This is a genomic window from Legionella jordanis, assembly GCF_900637635.1.
GTDB lineage: Bacteria > Pseudomonadota > Gammaproteobacteria > Legionellales > Legionellaceae > Tatlockia > Tatlockia jordanis.
Genome location: NZ_LR134383.1, coordinates 581,832 through 597,245, shown reverse-complemented (window position 1 = coordinate 597,245; position 15,414 = coordinate 581,832). Strand labels below are relative to the sequence as shown.

Genomic DNA, 15,414 nt, shown 5'->3' with positions numbered 1-15,414 from the left:
AAGAGATGACTCAATCTTTCATTGGCGTTCATAAATTGGAACTGGATACCCCTTGTCTGGTTATTGATAAGGATAAACTGGAGTACAATTTAAATCGCATGCGCCAGCATAGCCTGAAACATGGCATAAATGTCCGCCCCCACTGCAAAACACATAAAAGCAGTAAACTCGCGCAGCTCCAACTGAAATACGGCGCCATTGGTATATGTGCTGCTAAAGTATCGGAAGCTGAAGTACTTATTCGTAATGGAGTCAAAGGGGTATTAATCACTTCTCCTGTCGTAACTCCCTACAAGATTGAACGTTTACTCCATTGTATCCAGCAAGCCCCAGATTCCATGGTGGTGGTTGATAGTCCGCAAAATGTCCAGGATATGGAAAAAGCCGCTTCTGCTTTTAAGCAAATCGTTCCAGTATTAATTGATGTTGATCCTGGGCTCGGCCGAACAGGGGTGAAAGCTGAGTCAGCACTTGAGCTTGGCCGACGCGTCCAATCTTCTCCCTGGTTAAAGCTTATCGGCATTCAATGTTATGCAGGGAACTTACAACATATTCATGATTATGAAGAGCGTAAAGCCAAATCATCAGAAGCCATGCTCATGGCCTCCAAACTCCTACGTGATTTTAAAAAGCATAATCTGACTTGCCATATACTTACCGGTACAGGCACAGGAACTTATGACATTGATGTTGAAGGAACTGCCGTCACTGAAATACAACCCGGTTCTTACGTAGTCATGGATGTGGAGTATGCAGCCATTGGCTCTAAAGAGAATAATCAGCAATTTACCACTTTCAAACCAGCCTTAACGCTGTTGACGACCGTCATCAGCAGCAATCGTTGCGAACATGTCACAGTCGATGCTGGTACAAAAGCCATTTATGTGGACAATAAACACAGGCCCAAGATTATCAGTCATCAAAATCTTACCTACGAATGGGCATTCGGGGATGAACATGGCAAAATCACTTCTACCGGGCAATTGCCACACTGTGGAGAAATCCTCGAACTAATTCTTCCTCATTGTGATCCCAGCATTAACCTGCATGATAAATTTTTTATAACCAGCAAGGACAGAGTGGTTGATGTGTGGGAGATTGACATGCGTGGGGCTTCACAATAGTCCCATCTGATTCCAGTTTATACCTCATGCTCAGAGCCTTTCATAAGCCTTATGAATATAACCATCTTGGGACAACAAAATGGCGATGGGACGGGTGGCATCGAAATGAGCAAAAATAATCATCATCATCACCGTAATGGGAACGGACAAAAACATTCCTAATATTCCCCAAATGGCTCCCCAGAGCGCCAAGGCAATCAGAATGACTAAAGGACTTAGATTTAGGGATTTCCCGAGAAACCTTGGTTCAACCATATTACCAATGACAAACTCTACCGTAACAATGCCTGAGGTGATGATAAAAAATGGCACCCAACTCTGAAACTGGATTAGAGCCAATAACATTGGAAATGCAGTGGCAATGATGGCCCCAATGTTAGGAATGAAATTTAAGAAAAAAATTAATAAAGCCCAAAACTCAGCAAAATCCAAACCTACGGATTTCATGATAACCCAACTGGCAATCGCCGTAATCAAGCTGAGTAAAGTTTTTAATCCCAAATAAGTTTGTGTGTCTCTAACAATATGATTGCTAATGTTTTGCACCAATTCCCGATGTTCTATATGGGGAAATAAGGCTTGGAGTTTCTGTTTAAAGAAGTGTTGCTCCACGAACAGAAAAACAACATACAACAAAATCAAAACGGCAGAACTGGTTATGGTAGTAAATACGCCATAAATATTTACTAAAATTCGCTGGACACTCAAATCCTGCAGGAAGCTGTCCAAGTTGGCCAAGGCCTTAATATGATACCGTTGATCCATGGCATTGAATATGTTAGTCAAATTTTCCTGATACCGTGGAGAGGCATTTATCACTTCATTGACGTTATTGGTGATGATATCAATTAAAATTTTTACCAATATGGCGGCCACACACAAAGACAATATCATGCTAAACCAATTGGGTAAGCGATGTCCTATTAGAGGGATTCTTTGCATGCCATTGTTGAGGGTGTTTAACAAATGCCAAATAAACACCGCAATGACCAATGGAATGAGCAAGCTTCTACCGGCAATCAGTAAAAAACCAATGAGTGAAACAAGAATTAAAGCCGCAGTGAAGCTAAGAATTGGATTTTTACCTTTCTCTAAGTTTTTACTCATGGCAGGCCAACTCGGACTAATTTCCTGTTATTATCAAATTTTTTTTAGATAAATCATACTGTGTTGCAACAAACTTGTGAAATTTTACCGGGCGTGGGTCCAAACATGGCAGCCAAACTGCAAAAATGCGGCATTAAAACCGTTGCAGACTTGCTGTTTCACCTACCCTATCGTTATCAGGATCGCACAAGGATAACTCCGATTGCTGATTTAAGACCCAATGATTGGTCCGTCATTGCCGGGCGGGTTTGTAAAACAGAAATCAAATACGGCAAGCGGATGATGCTTTTTTGCTGGGTGGAAGATCAAAGTGGTCTGCTTAAGCTTCGTTTTTTTCATTTCAACAAACAACAAGTGAAAGCCTTAAATGAGAGCCGCTTGATTCGAGCCTTTGGCGAGGTGCGTGATTTTTCAAATAATTTGGAAATGATTCACCCTGAATATCAACTTCTTGATACTCAGGAGGAATGCATCGTTGAAGAACATCTCACCCCCATTTATCCAAGTACTCAGGGGCTGAGTCAAAGTCGGTTGCGGCAAATCATAAAAACAGCTTTATCAATCTGCCATGGGCAACTGTTGGAACTGGAATGGATGAGCGCAGACGAGCTTGCAGCCCAGAAATTTTTCCCCTTGCCAGAGGCGCTGCATTTTTTGCACAGCCCACCGCCCGATGCTTCTTTAATCGCCCTTGAAGAGGGTCAGCATCCGGCCTTAAAACGGCTGGCATTTGATGAATTATTGGCGCAACGCCTAAGCATGCAATTTGCCAGGCAACATCGCAATGGCTTCATAGCACCGGAAATTAATGCAGCACGAGATTTAACCGATGCCTTTTTAAAACAATTGCCTTTTTCCCTGACGTCAGCACAAATGCGGGTTATTGCGGAAATTCAGGAAGATTTAGTACAAACCAAACCTATGCTTCGTCTGGTTCAAGGGGATGTAGGCGCTGGCAAAACCATAGTTGCCGCCGTCGCCGCACTCCAAGCCATCGCGAGTGGTTATCAGGTCGCCTTAATGGCTCCTACTGAATTACTGAGTGAGCAACATGCAAATACCCTTTCAAAATGGTTCTCACCATTGGGTTTATGTTGTCGCCGATTGAGTGGCAAAATGAAGGGCAAGGAGCGTAAAGAAACCCTTAACAGGCTGGAAAATGGAGATTGTCAGCTACTCGTTGGTACGCATGCACTCTTTCAGGAAGGGGTACATTTTAGTAAGTTGGGTTTAGTGATTATTGATGAACAACATCGATTTGGCGTTGAGCAACGCTTGCTTCTTCAGCAAAAGGGGCAAAATGCCAATTCAATTCCCCATCAACTGCTAATGACTGCCACGCCCATTCCAAGGACCCTGGCCATGACGCAGTTTGCCCACCTTGATTTATCCATTATTGATGAATTACCCCCAGGACGCACCCCGATTGTCACTGCAGTGGTTAGTCAAGAAAAAAGGGAGCCGGTCATTGAGCGATTAAGATCAGCCATTGCCAATGGCCGACAAGCGTATTGGGTTTGCACCTTGATAGAAGAATCGGAAAAATTACAATGCATGGCAGCCATCGCCACTGCTCAAAGTCTTCAAGAGCAATTGAAGACTATTCGTGTGGGCCTTATTCATGGCCGGATGAAGTCGCTTGAAAAAGAAGCCACTATGCTGGCTTTTAAAGAGGGCGAAATCGACCTCTTAGTCGCAACGACAGTTATTGAAGTCGGTGTAGACGTTCCCAATGCCAGTCTCATGATCATTGAAAATGCTGAGCGGCTCGGATTATCACAGCTGCACCAACTTAGAGGCCGGGTTGGGCGGGGAAGTCAGCAATCGCACTGTTTATTACTGTATCAATCTCCTTTATCGCAAATGTCCATTGAGCGACTGCAAGTCATGCGTGCAACTTCGGATGGCTTTGTTATTGCTGAAAAAGATCTCGAACTTCGCGGTGCTGGCGAAGTCTTGGGCACAAAACAGACCGGTTATCGTCAATTCAAAATAGCCAATCTTCAGCGAGATAAAGATTTGTTGCCCAAAGTAGCGCAGCTGGCGAAAACATTAATGGTTGAGCAATTTGCTTTAGCGCACCGCATTTCAAAACGCTGGCTGGGTGAATTTGAACAATTTCTGCAAGGCTGATTACATCGCTGATGCAGACAACTGAAAAAAAGTTTAGAAAAGATTAAGTCAAGACCTGTTTTTTCATTTTTTCTTTGCTAAGATAGCTTGGCTAATTTTCTATTTTCTCATTCCCCTCCTGTGGATAACTTTTTAAAACTTTCTTGTTTTTTTATTTATTCCTCTTCTTGAATGTTTCATAGCCCTTACTCCATCTAGGTTTTCTTAAAAATAGGCCTAGGTTTTTTTTTGCAATTATCCACAAAAACTGTGGATAATTCTGTGCACATCCTAAAAATCTCTTTGAAAATAAAGCTTGTAGCCTGCTGTTGTATAAATTACCAAGTGAGAGATTTACTCAGGCCTCTTAAACGCTCTTTTATGACTCACGACTTGACCTGGCTCGAAGAAAGGTTAAAATATTGTACATTTTGTTATCAGGTTTTCTCATGTCTGCAAAACGCAAGGCGGTAGCCTTAATTTCCGGCGGCCTTGATTCCATGCTTGCCGTAAAGGTTATTCAAGAACAAGGAATTCATGTTGAAGGAATTAATTTTTATACGGGATTTTGCCACTCGGGACATACTTCTGCCATTCGCAATCGCAAAAGTGAAAAGCCCTTGCGCAATGATGCCTTATGGGTGGCCGAACAACTTGGAATCCAGTTACATATCATTGACATTGTAGAACCCTACAAGGAGGTTCTAGTAAACCCTAAGCATGGTTATGGCAAAAACATCAACCCCTGTCTGGATTGTAAAATTTTTATGGTTCAGGAAGCTTATAAATGGATGCTTGAGAATGATTTTGATTTTATAATTACCGGCGAGGTGATTGGCCAGCGTCCCAAGTCGCAGCGCAAAGACACTATGCCCTTAATTGCGGATAAATCCGGCGCTGAAGATCGTTTATTACGTCCGCTCTGCGCCAAGCGCTTACCACCTACTTTGCCTGAGCGCGAGGGCTGGGTTAATCGTGAAGCCTTGTATGATTTTCAAGGCAGAAATCGCAAACCTCAACTTAGCCTGGCAGCATCAATGTCCATAAAAGAGTTTGCCCAACCCGCTGGCGGTTGTTGCGTTCTGACGGATGAAAACTATACAAGACGGCTGAAAGATTTATGGGATCATCGTCAAAGCCGTGATTACGATATTGAGGATATTATTCTTTTGAAAGCTGGCAGGCACATTCGTCCCCTGCCACACTATAAGCTGATTATTGCGCGAGATGAAGCTGAGAGTAATTTTTTAACGGGCTATCGCAACCAGTTTATTCACATGCAAATACGTGATCACCGTGGCCCCATGATTTTGATCGAAGGCAACCCTGATACTGCTGATTTAGTGAATTGCGCGCGCATTGCCGCACGTTTTTGTTCAGGACGAGATGAGGTTAGTGTTGATGTGGATGTACAACATTTAAATGGTGAACGGCAAACGCTGACCGTCCAGCCCCTGCGCGCTGACGAAATTCCGCAGCATTGGTATTTGTGAGGAAATATGGCTCATTATGAATTGGATGCGCGGCGTCTGCTATGTCCGATGCCCGTGATTAAAACGCAAAATATGACGAAAAAACTTGGGCATGGTGATACATTAACCGTAATCGCAACTGATCCAGGTTCAAAACACGATCTGCCTTGCTGGTGCCGCATAAATGGCCACCGGCTAATTGAGTGCACCGAGCTGAATGGCGAAATCCATATTACACTGGAATTAATGAAGGAATAAGGGAATGCAGGAACAGCGTTATCAACAGGCCAGAAACATTACAATAATTGGCGCTGTCGTTAATGCGCTTCTGGGTGGGGTGAAGTTGCTTGGAGGAGTTGTTTATCATTCACATGCCCTTGCTGCCGATGGTATTCATTCATTTTCTGATTTGATAACCGATTTTATGGTGCTCTTTGCTTCCAAGTACGGCAGTCAAGATGCCGATGAGAGTCATCCCTATGGTCATCAGCGAATTGAAACCGCTGCTACATTGATTCTTGCTTTGTTGCTTATTCTCGCTGGCGCCGGAATTGCCTGGGATTCTTTTTATGAAATTTTGTACGCTACCCACACTAAACCTGGCTGGATTGCTTTTCCCATTGCCCTACTTTCCATATTTGCCAATGAAATTTTATTTCACTGGACCCTTCACGTGGGTAAAAGCATCCAGTCTTCGCTCCTTACAGCTAATGCATGGCATCATCGCTCCGATGCCGCCGCTTCGATAGTTGTTGCCCTGGGATTACTAGGTACTTTTTTTGGATTTCTCTACCTGGATGCCATTGCTGCAATCATCGTCGGTTTCATGATCATCAAAATGGGGATTACCTACGGCTGGGATAGCGTTAAAGAATTAATCGATACTGCAGTTGATGCCCCCACACTTCAAAAAATAGAAGAAATTATTCAATCAGTACCTGGAGTTGAAAAAATTCATCAATTGCGCAGCCGTTTAATGGGTGGGGACGTGTTCATTGATGTACACATTCTCGTATCTCCTTTCATCTCCGTCTCGGAAGGACATTATATTGCCCAACACGTGCATCGGTCTTTGCTCAAGGGACTTGCGCGGGTCAAGGATGTAACGGTGCATGTTGACCCTGAAGATGATGAAGAAAATTGTCCTTCCTTTCATCTTCCTAGCCGCAAGGCAATCGAAAAAGAATTCATTACCCTGTGGAAAGTCAATTACCCAGGCCTGACCAACTGGACCTTACATTATCTCGAGGGCAAGATGGTCTTGGACCTTATTTTTGCTGAGCAGCAAAACTGGCCTTCTGTTCTTGAGAAGATAAGGCAGAATGTAACAGGTTTTCCACATGAGCTTACGGTGCGCATTTTCAACCAGCAAGGAATGATTGAGCATGAACAATCCTAACATCGTTGTTTTGGACGCCATACCGCTCATTAATGATGGGCTATGTCTTGATCGCCTTTATGAATTGGGTGAGGTGCGACTGTATGACAAAACATCCGATGAGCAGATTATTGAGCGGGCTCTTAATGCCGACATGATCCTCATCAACAAAGTTAAACTGGGTGAGCGACATTTTAGTCAATTGCCAAAGCTTCGTTACATCGGTGAAACGGCTACCGGTGTGGATAATATTGATCTCGTGGCTGCTGCGAAGTACAACATCAGCGTTACCAATGTACCAAGCTACAGCGCGGAAAGTGTGGCTCAACACGTGCTCGCCTTATTACTGAGCCACAGCAATCAGGTTTCTTCGTTAAACGCCTCCGTACAAAGAGGAGCATGGCAAAAACAAGACTATTTCTCATATTGGGATAAACCAATAACTGAATTAACCGACTTAACTTTGGGTCTTCTAGGATTTGGCAAAATCGCTCAAAAGGTAGCGCATATTGCTCAGGCTTTTGGCATGAGAATCATTTTCCACAAACCCAATTTTTACGAAAGCTCACTGGCAAGTTGGGTTAGCTTGAGTGAATTGCTGGAGCAAAGCGATGTATTAAGCCTCCACTGCCCGCTGAACGACAACACGCGAAATATCATCAATGCGATCAGCTTAAAGAAAATGAAAAAGCCCAGCGTATTGATAAACACAAGTCGTGGAGGATTGATTGATGAGCAGGCTTTGGCTCAGGCATTAAAACATGGAGAAATTCAAGCTGCCTACCTGGATGTTTTAAGTCAAGAACCTCCCCCAGATAATCACCCACTGATAGGTCTTGATAATTGTGTCATTACTCCTCATGTAGCCTGGGCATCCGTGGCAGCAAGAAAGCGCTTGCTAAATGAGGTTTGCCAAAATATTATTCATTTTCTTAATAATAAACCCATTAATCTAGTGCGCGTGTAAGCACTTGTCGGCATGAACACGCACTTATAAAAGGATCAGGTATGGCTACGGCCAGTTTAAAATTAGCTCTTGCTGTTGGTATTTTCATTTTTATCGTTCTTGCCGGTTGGTACCCTTTTAAAAAAAAGATAGCCGGTGATGGTCATGTGGACTTTCCTATTGGTGAAACTTTAGCCACTGGTATTTTTTTGGGGGCAGCCCTGCTCCATATGCTGCCTGAATCAAGTTTGCAGTTTCAAGCTTTAGGTTATAACTATCCCTATGCCTTTATAATTACGGGTTTTGTTTTTTTGATTTTCTTGTGGTTTGAACATTTAGGACGAGAAATTTACCACCACCATAGTGCCAGCCACCCCGCATTTGCAATCCTGGCCTGGGCCATGTTATCCATTCATTCCATCATGCTTGGGGCTGCCCTGGGATTTACGAATAGTAATTCCATAATAATTATGTTATTTCTAGCAATTATTACTCATAAATGGGCTGAAAGTTTTGCCATTGCCGTGCAACTTAATAAAAGTTCGCTCAGTCGCAAGCAAAGTATTGGTTTTTTCCTAAGTTTTTGTTTGATGACGCCTCTTGGAATTTTTATAGGTTGGTATTTTGGGCATGGGATTGAAACAAAATCACTATTTGATCCCATTCTTATCGCAGCCTCCGCCGGAACGTTTTTGTATCTTGGAACATTACATGGCTTAGAGCGTTGTGTTATGGTAGAACGATGTTGCAATTTGCGCGATTTCAGCTTTGTGATTATCGGCTTCTTACTAATGGCATCGGTGGCTGCTTATGTATAAATTTTTTACTCAACAACCAATTATTTTGGCCTCTGCATCCAAAGCCCGTATCCAACTACTTAAGTCTTTGGATTTGGAATTTGATGCAATACCAGCAAATTGCGATGAGGAAAGCATTAAACAGGATTTGTCTTGTGAAGATATGCTGACGTTGGCAAATACTTTGGCTCGTAATAAAGCGCTTAATGTCAGCGAGCGCCATCCTGAACATTTTGTTATTGCGGCCGATCAACTGTGCATCTTTGAAGATATCAATCTCAATAAGCCCATGACGCATGAGAATGCCAGAACGCATCTCTTTTTATTGCGAGGTAAAACCCACCAGCAACTTTCTGCATGTTGCATTGCTAAAAATGGCAACATTCTCTGGCAGGGCCATGATGTGGCAACTTTAAGCATGTATGACTTAAGCGATAACGCAATTGAATTATATTTAAGGAAAGAACAGCCTTACCAAAATTGCGGCGCCTATAATTACGAAGGCTCGGCCAAATGGTTCTTTCGTGAAGTGAAAGGCAGCGATAGTACAATCCTGGGACTACCCCTGGATGCCTTGATTAATGGCTTAATGGAGGTAAACGCTGTTTCTTTACTGGCATAGCTTTTGCCTATAAATTTAATCATAGTTCTCCCCACATGGATTGGAGCAGGCAATTATGGTTGAAGCAGCCAAAAAAAGGAAAAAACCAGCTCATAAAAAAGCGCTCGGTTTGATTAATAAACCGGAAAAAGCCACCAAGCAAAAGCAAAGATACGAACGGATTGCTTGCGTGTTCCAAGGTGGCGGTGCACTTGGTGCTTATCAGGTGGGGGCATTTCAAGCCATTCATGAAAGAGGTTATCACCCCAATTTCTTAGCTGGGGTTTCAATTGGGGCTATCAACAGCTCCATCATTGCGGGGAATCCCCGAGAAAAGCAAATTGATAAATTGATGGAATTCTGGGATACCATTTCTCCAAATCTATGGTTGGATTTGATGATCAATTTTGAAACTTGGGATTTTACTCATCATTTGCACAATCGATTAGGAGCACTTCACTCCCTGTTTTTTGGCCTCGAAGGATTTTTCAAACCAAGATCCCTACCTCCCACTTTACTCAGCAATGAAACGCCTGATCGTTTAAGCTACTATGACACTACGGAATTACGTAGGACTCTTGAGCGCGTTATTGATTTTGATCGAATCAATGACAATAAAGATGTGACCCTTTGCCTTGGCGCAGTTAACGTAACTTCTGGAGAGATGATATTTTTTAACAATCAAATGATCACCATAACCCCAGAACATGTTATGGCGAGTGGCGCTCTACCTCCAGGTTTTCCAGCTATTAAAATTGGCGATGACTATTTCTGGGACGGTGGTATTTATGCCAACACACCACTAGTCACAGTGCTTGATGCCTTACCCGAGAAAGATACGCTTTGTTTTGTTGTGGATTGCTTTAGTTTACAAGGACCACTCCCCAGAAATATGGATCAATTGGAAGAGCGCCAAAAGGATATTCGCTACGCAAGCCATTCTAGACGCCTGACTAACGTCTACACGAGTCGCCAAAATTTACAAGCAGCTATTCATTATTTAAGTGGTAAATTAAGCCCAGAAGCGAAAAAAGATCCCGAAGTACAAAGAATATTGGAACTTGGACATGAGAAACGCTTTAGTGTCGTGCATATTATCTATAACGGCACACCCTATTCCCACTCGTTTAAAGATTATAATTTTATACGTTCTGCCATTAATTTGCGTATAAAAACGGGTTATCAAAATGCTATTGATGTCTTGAATAAGCCTGAGTGGGAACAAAAATCGAATAAAAAACTAGCCTGCTCCATTTATGGTGTAAGCTCAGATTACTTCAATCAGCATTAACTTAATACTCATTGACACCAATGCTTAAACTTTGAATGACAAAAGGAGAACCGTGCGAAGGATCCGCTGTTGCCACCAAGGCACTGAAATCAACCTGATTTCTTATTTCCGGTATTAAATAGCTTTGTCGAACACGCCAGCAACTGGCCTCCCCACATTCTTCTTCGCTTAAAATAACAGGCGGTCCAAGTGGCTGAGGGTGGAACATGATCGCTTGTTTATCCTTGTTCATCGCTAATTTATTCTGCAAAAATGCGGCCATAGGCTCCCAAGCTGCATGCTTAAAACGCTTGCGAACATTTGCAGCTTCAGAAACATCATCATGGTATCCGGCTGTAATGGTGGTTTCCAAGGTCTGCTCAGTCCAGTCGATTATTTGTTGCGCAGGATAAGTGGGCACATCAAGAACCCTGACGATGGTCACAGCATACAAAATGCCGGAAAAGGCGATAGTACTTATGAATGCGAGGCAAGCGTAATGAATTCTTTTCATACTTTCTTCCTTGAAAGAACTTCATAAAATAAGAGAGAACGCTCAAACTCAGTATAGCAAAAGCATCCAGACACGTTTTGCTAATCTAGATGCTTAAATGAATCGGTCAGCCGCACACGCTTACTTCTTAGGTTCCGGCATTTTATCATTTTGTCGTTTGAAAACGGCTGCCGGATCATTGGGTGTACTGTGTTTATGTTCTGGCATTCTTATTTTGGTATTGGGTGAGGACATTTGCGCCGCGGACATTGCAATTTTCCCTGCCGGAATTTTATTTGGAGAAGATGCGGTAGGGTTGCTCGCACGAACGACTTGTTCTGAAGTTTTGTTACCAGACATACTTTTTCTATCTCTATTGGCTGAAGAGGCAGAGTTTTGCTTTTTAAGTGATTGGGAATTATTTGATGTGCCCTTTTTTGAGGCAGTCAATTTAGAGGCTGATCCTGTCATCTTCGCAGAAGAATTCCTGCTCGAAGACTTTGATTTTGACTCTTTGCCATTTCCAGCGGCAGAGGCGGCTTGCTGTTCCGTTTTCGAGGACTTCCTGGAGGAGCCTGTCTTGGAATCCGAAGCACTGTTCTTGTCAGCTGCTTTATCTTTCGAGAAAGAAGAATTTTCTGGCCTTCCTCCTTGATGTTTACTGAGTTCTCGTGAAACAGAAGAGAAGGCATTTTCCATAATTTGAAACGATTGTCGCATATAATCCAGCATTTGATGGCTGTTTTCCATTGCCATTTTCAATTGATTATCAATAATTCGATTGGGTTGCTGCCAATTTGCAGCTTCCTCTGGTCTTAAATAATGCAGATTTTGTAGAGTCCTTATATTTAACTCCACCATAGCCTGAAATGGTTTGTGCATTTCATTGACTAAAGCAGCCCAACTTCTAAAATAATCCTGATTCATTATTATCTCCATGTATGTTGCGTTGCACTAATTTAGCCTAGTTGATCAATAGGAATTTTGCGAATAGTTTTTGTCCTTTATTGCAAAATTCGCTGCGCAAGATCAACAATTGCTCAACTACTTTAATTTCATTGATAACAAAAATGCAACTAGAATGATCCACAATCCAAAGTAACGGAAGCACATGTTTTTTGATGCTCAGGTGGAGCATTAGTGGAGAAAAAAGGCGAATAATTCGCTTCACTAGATGGGGTTTCATCCGAAGTTTCAAAACTGTCTGTGTCTACTGCCTTTAAACTTTCAAGTATCGAATGGTAGGATGCCTCATGTTCGCGAATGATGTGTGCCGGACTGGCGGAAACCACATTTTTTATAATTCGTACAGGATAAAGCCACTCCATCATTCCTCTAATTTTAGTGTGTACCGCTCCAAAGAATCGATGCATGGCATGGCCAGGATGCCAATCAAAAAGAGCAGCGATTCGGCCAATGATCATATTAGTTGTATAACTGAAAACTTTAATAATACTTGAGCCAATATTAAAACAAACAAAGCAAGCATAAGTGAACGCAACCAGTATGCGGCTTAAATCTTTACTTAACTTGTCCTTTAGGCTGGTGAACGCATTGGCAAGCGGATTTAAAGGATGGGGATTTTTATTTATCCAGGCCGCCAGGGTTAGGAAAAGCGCTACCACTAACCGTAAAACAGCAGGGATATAGGTTAGGGGGATTGAAAATAATTGGAAAGCAATTGAAGGTTGCCTTTCTGGATAAAGAATTTTCTTAAGAGCTGCTGCCTCTGCCGGTCTAAACAATTTATCAATATGGCGTTCAATCTTGTAAAGGGTTGCGGCATCTAATTTAGGTAGAGTGACCGCATGAGAGGAAAGCCAAAACGCCAGTTTGAATTGCTCAATTTCTAATTGATGAAGGACATAATTTTCACGATATTTTTCAAGTTCCCTGCCATTAAACTGGATTTTTATTGGCTCATAATGCAACACCCCATGCTCCTGGAACAGCTCATAGCCGGCGATTGCAAATTTAGCACCAATAAAGGCATAACTTGCTTCGGGAGTAGAGCCTAAGTCTTCTTTGAGCATATCACTTAAGAATGGAATCGGATGACCATTGATTCCATTGACAAGAACATAGCCTAAGCCGTAGGCAACGGCAAGGTAAGAACCATAGGTTAACGGATCTTCAATAATCTGACTTAAGAAGCGAAAACCCAGACCGTCTGGACCATGCACCAGACTGTCCCAACCTGCAGCAAACGCTTGTGCTTGTGTTGAGCCACCACCAATGGTAGCGGCTAATTTGGTTGAGCCCATACTGTATGAAAAATTGGCAAACCAATTGACATAAGCTTGGCCAAATACCGCTGCAGTCGCTTTTGGAAAGACGATAGCGCCAGCCCCTACAGAATAAGCGGCTGTAAAGATGAGGCCTGCAACTGGATCTTTAGCAAATAGATTATGGGTAAACACAGAACTGAAACCATCAAAACCTCGAATAATGGCATTTAAAATGTCATTCTGCTCTCCAGCCGTCAAATGATAATCCGCTTTGGCAAAGGTACTGATGGTTTCGGAAAGGCTTGCAGGTGTGTCATTATTTTCCTGACATTCCGGCGGCATAAAATCAGCTTGCTGGAGCAAATGACATAAACGCGAATGTTCTATATCAAGAATCTTTGCAATTTCTGTTTCAGCTTCCACAGCTACGGTCGTAAAATCCTGCAGTTCCTTGCTGGAGTTCCAGTCGTTGAATACTCCTGCGGGTAAATGAATAATCAGTTGCGCTCCCACATTGCGGATACCTATAAAGCAATCCTTAAGGGAATGGCCTAAAACTTTTAAAAACTTGATGGGTTTTATTAATAAAGGTTCATTAGGACTTGCCTGCGCTCTAAGCTTTGCGGCCTGCAAATGAAAATTTGGGTTTTCCCAGGTTTCCTCTTCCCAAGGATGCGTGTATAAAAACATCCCCTTAAAAATATTAAAAATAAAATGAGCACTGCTTTTTATTAAATTCAAAGCATTTCGATGCAATTTCCAATGGGTAGCGGCTATGACCGTTAAGCTTTCTTGTTCAAAGCCATTGCCAACCTGAGGCTTGTCTGGATTCGTTAAATCAAGTTGATCAGCGCCTTCGATGAAACTAATCGCCAATAACACTTGTCTTTGTCTATCCGGGTGTAAGTGGTCTTCCCCAAAATCATAGCAGAGAGAATCATTTTCAGAAGAGTACAACCCATGGTGTTCAGGCCGCACAGCGTTTCGCAAATCTGCTTGATGATCTTCAATCTCTTTGCGGGCATCCTCAATGTAATCGTTTAAACTTCCTCTGGTAAGGGCAAAGGTTCTTCTTTGGCTGTAGGTGATGTCCTGGTTTATACCTTGCATTTCATAGAGATTCTGAAGCATTTGTTGTTTAACAAATTCTAAAATTGAATCCCTTCCTCGTGCCCGATTGTAGCTACGGGGTACTGGAATTGTCTCTTGATTGATAACATGAAGGTTCAACAAATAAGATTTGGCACGTTGGATATCGTTTTGAATATCGCTTTTCATTCTGTCGATGGCTTGAGGACAGATTACCTTCAAATCGGTATTTGAGAATTGCTCATCCAATTGACTATAAATTCTCTCGAGTTGATCCAGGTAAGCGTTAAACGCATCCTTATAATTTTTTTTCAAATTGTCCTCATTGACTAAGGACTCTAATCCTTGTAAGGCTTCAAACCGCTGCTGGTAAAAATCAACCAATTGCAATTTTAATGGATGTGTATTACCAATCATTCCTTTGGCAATGCTTTCATGAACCTGGAGACGATAATTTCCAAGGGTCGAAATAACTTTTCCAGTTATCGATTCAGTCCTGACAATCCCCCAGCGCACAGCCTCTTTCAATTTACGGGAATTCGTTTGCCACTGAAAACTGTAAAATTCATCATTTTTTCTGATGAAATTTACCTTTCCAGCCCCTACTGGGATGCTATTTTTCGTGTAAACGTTTTTATGAGCGGCTCTTCCGATCCAAGGAATATTTGAAACGGCTGGTAAAACCAGGTTCTGATCGTTTGTTAAAAGAAACTGCTGATATTGCTGCTGAATATGTCTAAGTAACAATGTTTTTGCGCTTTCCGCTGGCATAAAAAAATCCCTGGCCAGAATTGAGC

General features: G+C 42.4%; 13 protein-coding genes. 9 read left to right on the top strand and 4 right to left on the bottom strand.

The annotated features are described in order from the left end of the window. The first annotated feature begins 5 nt into the window (after positions 1 to 5). On the top strand, positions 6 to 1,124 hold the full coding sequence (locus EL203_RS02865; protein ID WP_058470609.1) for a DSD1 family PLP-dependent enzyme: 1,119 nt from the start codon (positions 6 to 8) through the stop codon (positions 1,122 to 1,124). A 30-nt stretch (positions 1,125 to 1,154) separates the two neighbouring features. Here EL203_RS02865 and EL203_RS02860 read toward each other — a convergent pair whose 3' ends face one another. Then, positions 1,155 to 2,231 (bottom strand): AI-2E family transporter, encoded by a 1,077-nt coding sequence (locus tag EL203_RS02860; RefSeq protein ID WP_058470610.1) that lies wholly within the window; start codon positions 2,229 to 2,231, stop codon positions 1,155 to 1,157. A gap of 60 nt (positions 2,232 to 2,291) precedes the next feature. On the opposite strand from EL203_RS02860, the gene recG reads away from it, so the two are divergent. The 8 genes from recG (at position 2,292) to EL203_RS02820 (ending at position 10,828) form a co-directional block, all read left to right on the top strand. Continuing rightward, on the top strand, positions 2,292 to 4,364 hold the full coding sequence (recG, locus tag EL203_RS02855; RefSeq protein ID WP_058470611.1) for an ATP-dependent DNA helicase RecG: 2,073 nt from the start codon (positions 2,292 to 2,294) through the stop codon (positions 4,362 to 4,364). Between the two features lie 428 nt (positions 4,365 to 4,792). Continuing rightward, entirely contained in the window at positions 4,793 to 5,836 is a 1,044-nt protein-coding gene (locus EL203_RS02850; RefSeq protein ID WP_058470612.1) for a tRNA (5-methylaminomethyl-2-thiouridylate)-methyltransferase, read from the top strand. Positions 5,837 to 5,842: 6 nt separating this feature from the next. Next, positions 5,843 to 6,073, top strand: coding sequence for a sulfurtransferase TusA family protein (locus EL203_RS02845; RefSeq protein ID WP_058470613.1), 231 nt, complete (start codon positions 5,843 to 5,845; stop codon positions 6,071 to 6,073). Positions 6,074 to 6,077: 4 nt separating this feature from the next. Further along, on the top strand, positions 6,078 to 7,214 hold the full coding sequence (locus EL203_RS02840) for a cation diffusion facilitator family transporter (protein ID WP_058470614.1): 1,137 nt from the start codon (positions 6,078 to 6,080) through the stop codon (positions 7,212 to 7,214). Next, entirely contained in the window at positions 7,201 to 8,160 is a 960-nt protein-coding gene (locus EL203_RS02835) for a D-2-hydroxyacid dehydrogenase (RefSeq protein WP_058470615.1), read from the top strand. Before EL203_RS02840 ends, EL203_RS02835 begins: the two co-directional genes overlap by 14 nt. 41 nt (positions 8,161 to 8,201) lie before the next feature. Further along, positions 8,202 to 8,957, top strand: coding sequence for a ZIP family metal transporter (locus EL203_RS02830; RefSeq protein WP_058470616.1), 756 nt, complete (start codon positions 8,202 to 8,204; stop codon positions 8,955 to 8,957). Further along, the gene (locus tag EL203_RS02825) at positions 8,950 to 9,558 is read left to right on the top strand and encodes a Maf family protein (protein WP_058470617.1); all 609 of its coding nucleotides are present in this window, start codon (positions 8,950 to 8,952) and stop codon (positions 9,556 to 9,558) included. The genes EL203_RS02830 and EL203_RS02825 overlap by 8 nt, the downstream gene beginning before the upstream one ends. A 55-nt stretch (positions 9,559 to 9,613) precedes the next feature. Next, positions 9,614 to 10,828 carry a patatin-like phospholipase family protein gene (locus EL203_RS02820; protein WP_058470618.1) on the top strand — a complete coding sequence of 405 codons (1,215 nt, stop codon included), beginning with the start codon at positions 9,614 to 9,616 and terminating at the stop codon, positions 10,826 to 10,828. A gap of 1 nt (position 10,829) precedes the next feature. Here EL203_RS02820 and EL203_RS02815 read toward each other — a convergent pair whose 3' ends face one another. From EL203_RS02815 to EL203_RS02805, 3 genes are all read right to left on the bottom strand, one after another. Then, on the bottom strand, positions 10,830 to 11,321 hold the full coding sequence (locus EL203_RS02815; RefSeq protein WP_058470619.1) for a DotI/IcmL/TraM family protein: 492 nt from the start codon (positions 11,319 to 11,321) through the stop codon (positions 10,830 to 10,832). A 120-nt stretch (positions 11,322 to 11,441) separates the two neighbouring features. Then, positions 11,442 to 12,227, bottom strand: a complete 786-nt coding sequence (locus tag EL203_RS14515) for a hypothetical protein (protein ID WP_058470620.1) — start codon at positions 12,225 to 12,227, stop codon at positions 11,442 to 11,444. A gap of 149 nt (positions 12,228 to 12,376) precedes the next feature. Continuing rightward, positions 12,377 to 15,388, bottom strand: coding sequence for a hypothetical protein (locus EL203_RS02805; protein ID WP_058470621.1), 3,012 nt, complete (start codon positions 15,386 to 15,388; stop codon positions 12,377 to 12,379). Positions 15,389 to 15,414 lie beyond the last annotated feature (26 nt).

Bases quoted from the DNA above. Each gene is read 5' to 3' on its own strand.
- EL203_RS02865 (WP_058470609.1), top strand. From the start codon at position 6: ATGACTCAATCTTTCATTGGCGTTCATAAATTGGAACTGGATACCCCT.
- EL203_RS02860 (WP_058470610.1), bottom strand. From the start codon at position 2,231: ATGAGTAAAAACTTAGAGAAAGGTAAAAATCCAATTCTTAGCTTCACT.
- EL203_RS02850 (WP_058470612.1), top strand. From the start codon at position 4,793: ATGTCTGCAAAACGCAAGGCGGTAGCCTTAATTTCCGGCGGCCTTGAT.
- EL203_RS02845 (WP_058470613.1), top strand. From the start codon at position 5,843: ATGGCTCATTATGAATTGGATGCGCGGCGTCTGCTATGTCCGATGCCC.
- EL203_RS02840 (WP_058470614.1), top strand. From the start codon at position 6,078: ATGCAGGAACAGCGTTATCAACAGGCCAGAAACATTACAATAATTGGC.
- EL203_RS02835 (WP_058470615.1), top strand. From the start codon at position 7,201: ATGAACAATCCTAACATCGTTGTTTTGGACGCCATACCGCTCATTAAT.
- EL203_RS02830 (WP_058470616.1), top strand. From the start codon at position 8,202: ATGGCTACGGCCAGTTTAAAATTAGCTCTTGCTGTTGGTATTTTCATT.
- EL203_RS02825 (WP_058470617.1), top strand. From the start codon at position 8,950: ATGTATAAATTTTTTACTCAACAACCAATTATTTTGGCCTCTGCATCC.
- EL203_RS02820 (WP_058470618.1), top strand. From the start codon at position 9,614: ATGGTTGAAGCAGCCAAAAAAAGGAAAAAACCAGCTCATAAAAAAGCG.
- EL203_RS02815 (WP_058470619.1), bottom strand. From the start codon at position 11,321: ATGAAAAGAATTCATTACGCTTGCCTCGCATTCATAAGTACTATCGCC.
- EL203_RS14515 (WP_058470620.1), bottom strand. From the start codon at position 12,227: ATGAATCAGGATTATTTTAGAAGTTGGGCTGCTTTAGTCAATGAAATG.
- EL203_RS02805 (WP_058470621.1), bottom strand. From the start codon at position 15,388: ATGCCAGCGGAAAGCGCAAAAACATTGTTACTTAGACATATTCAGCAG.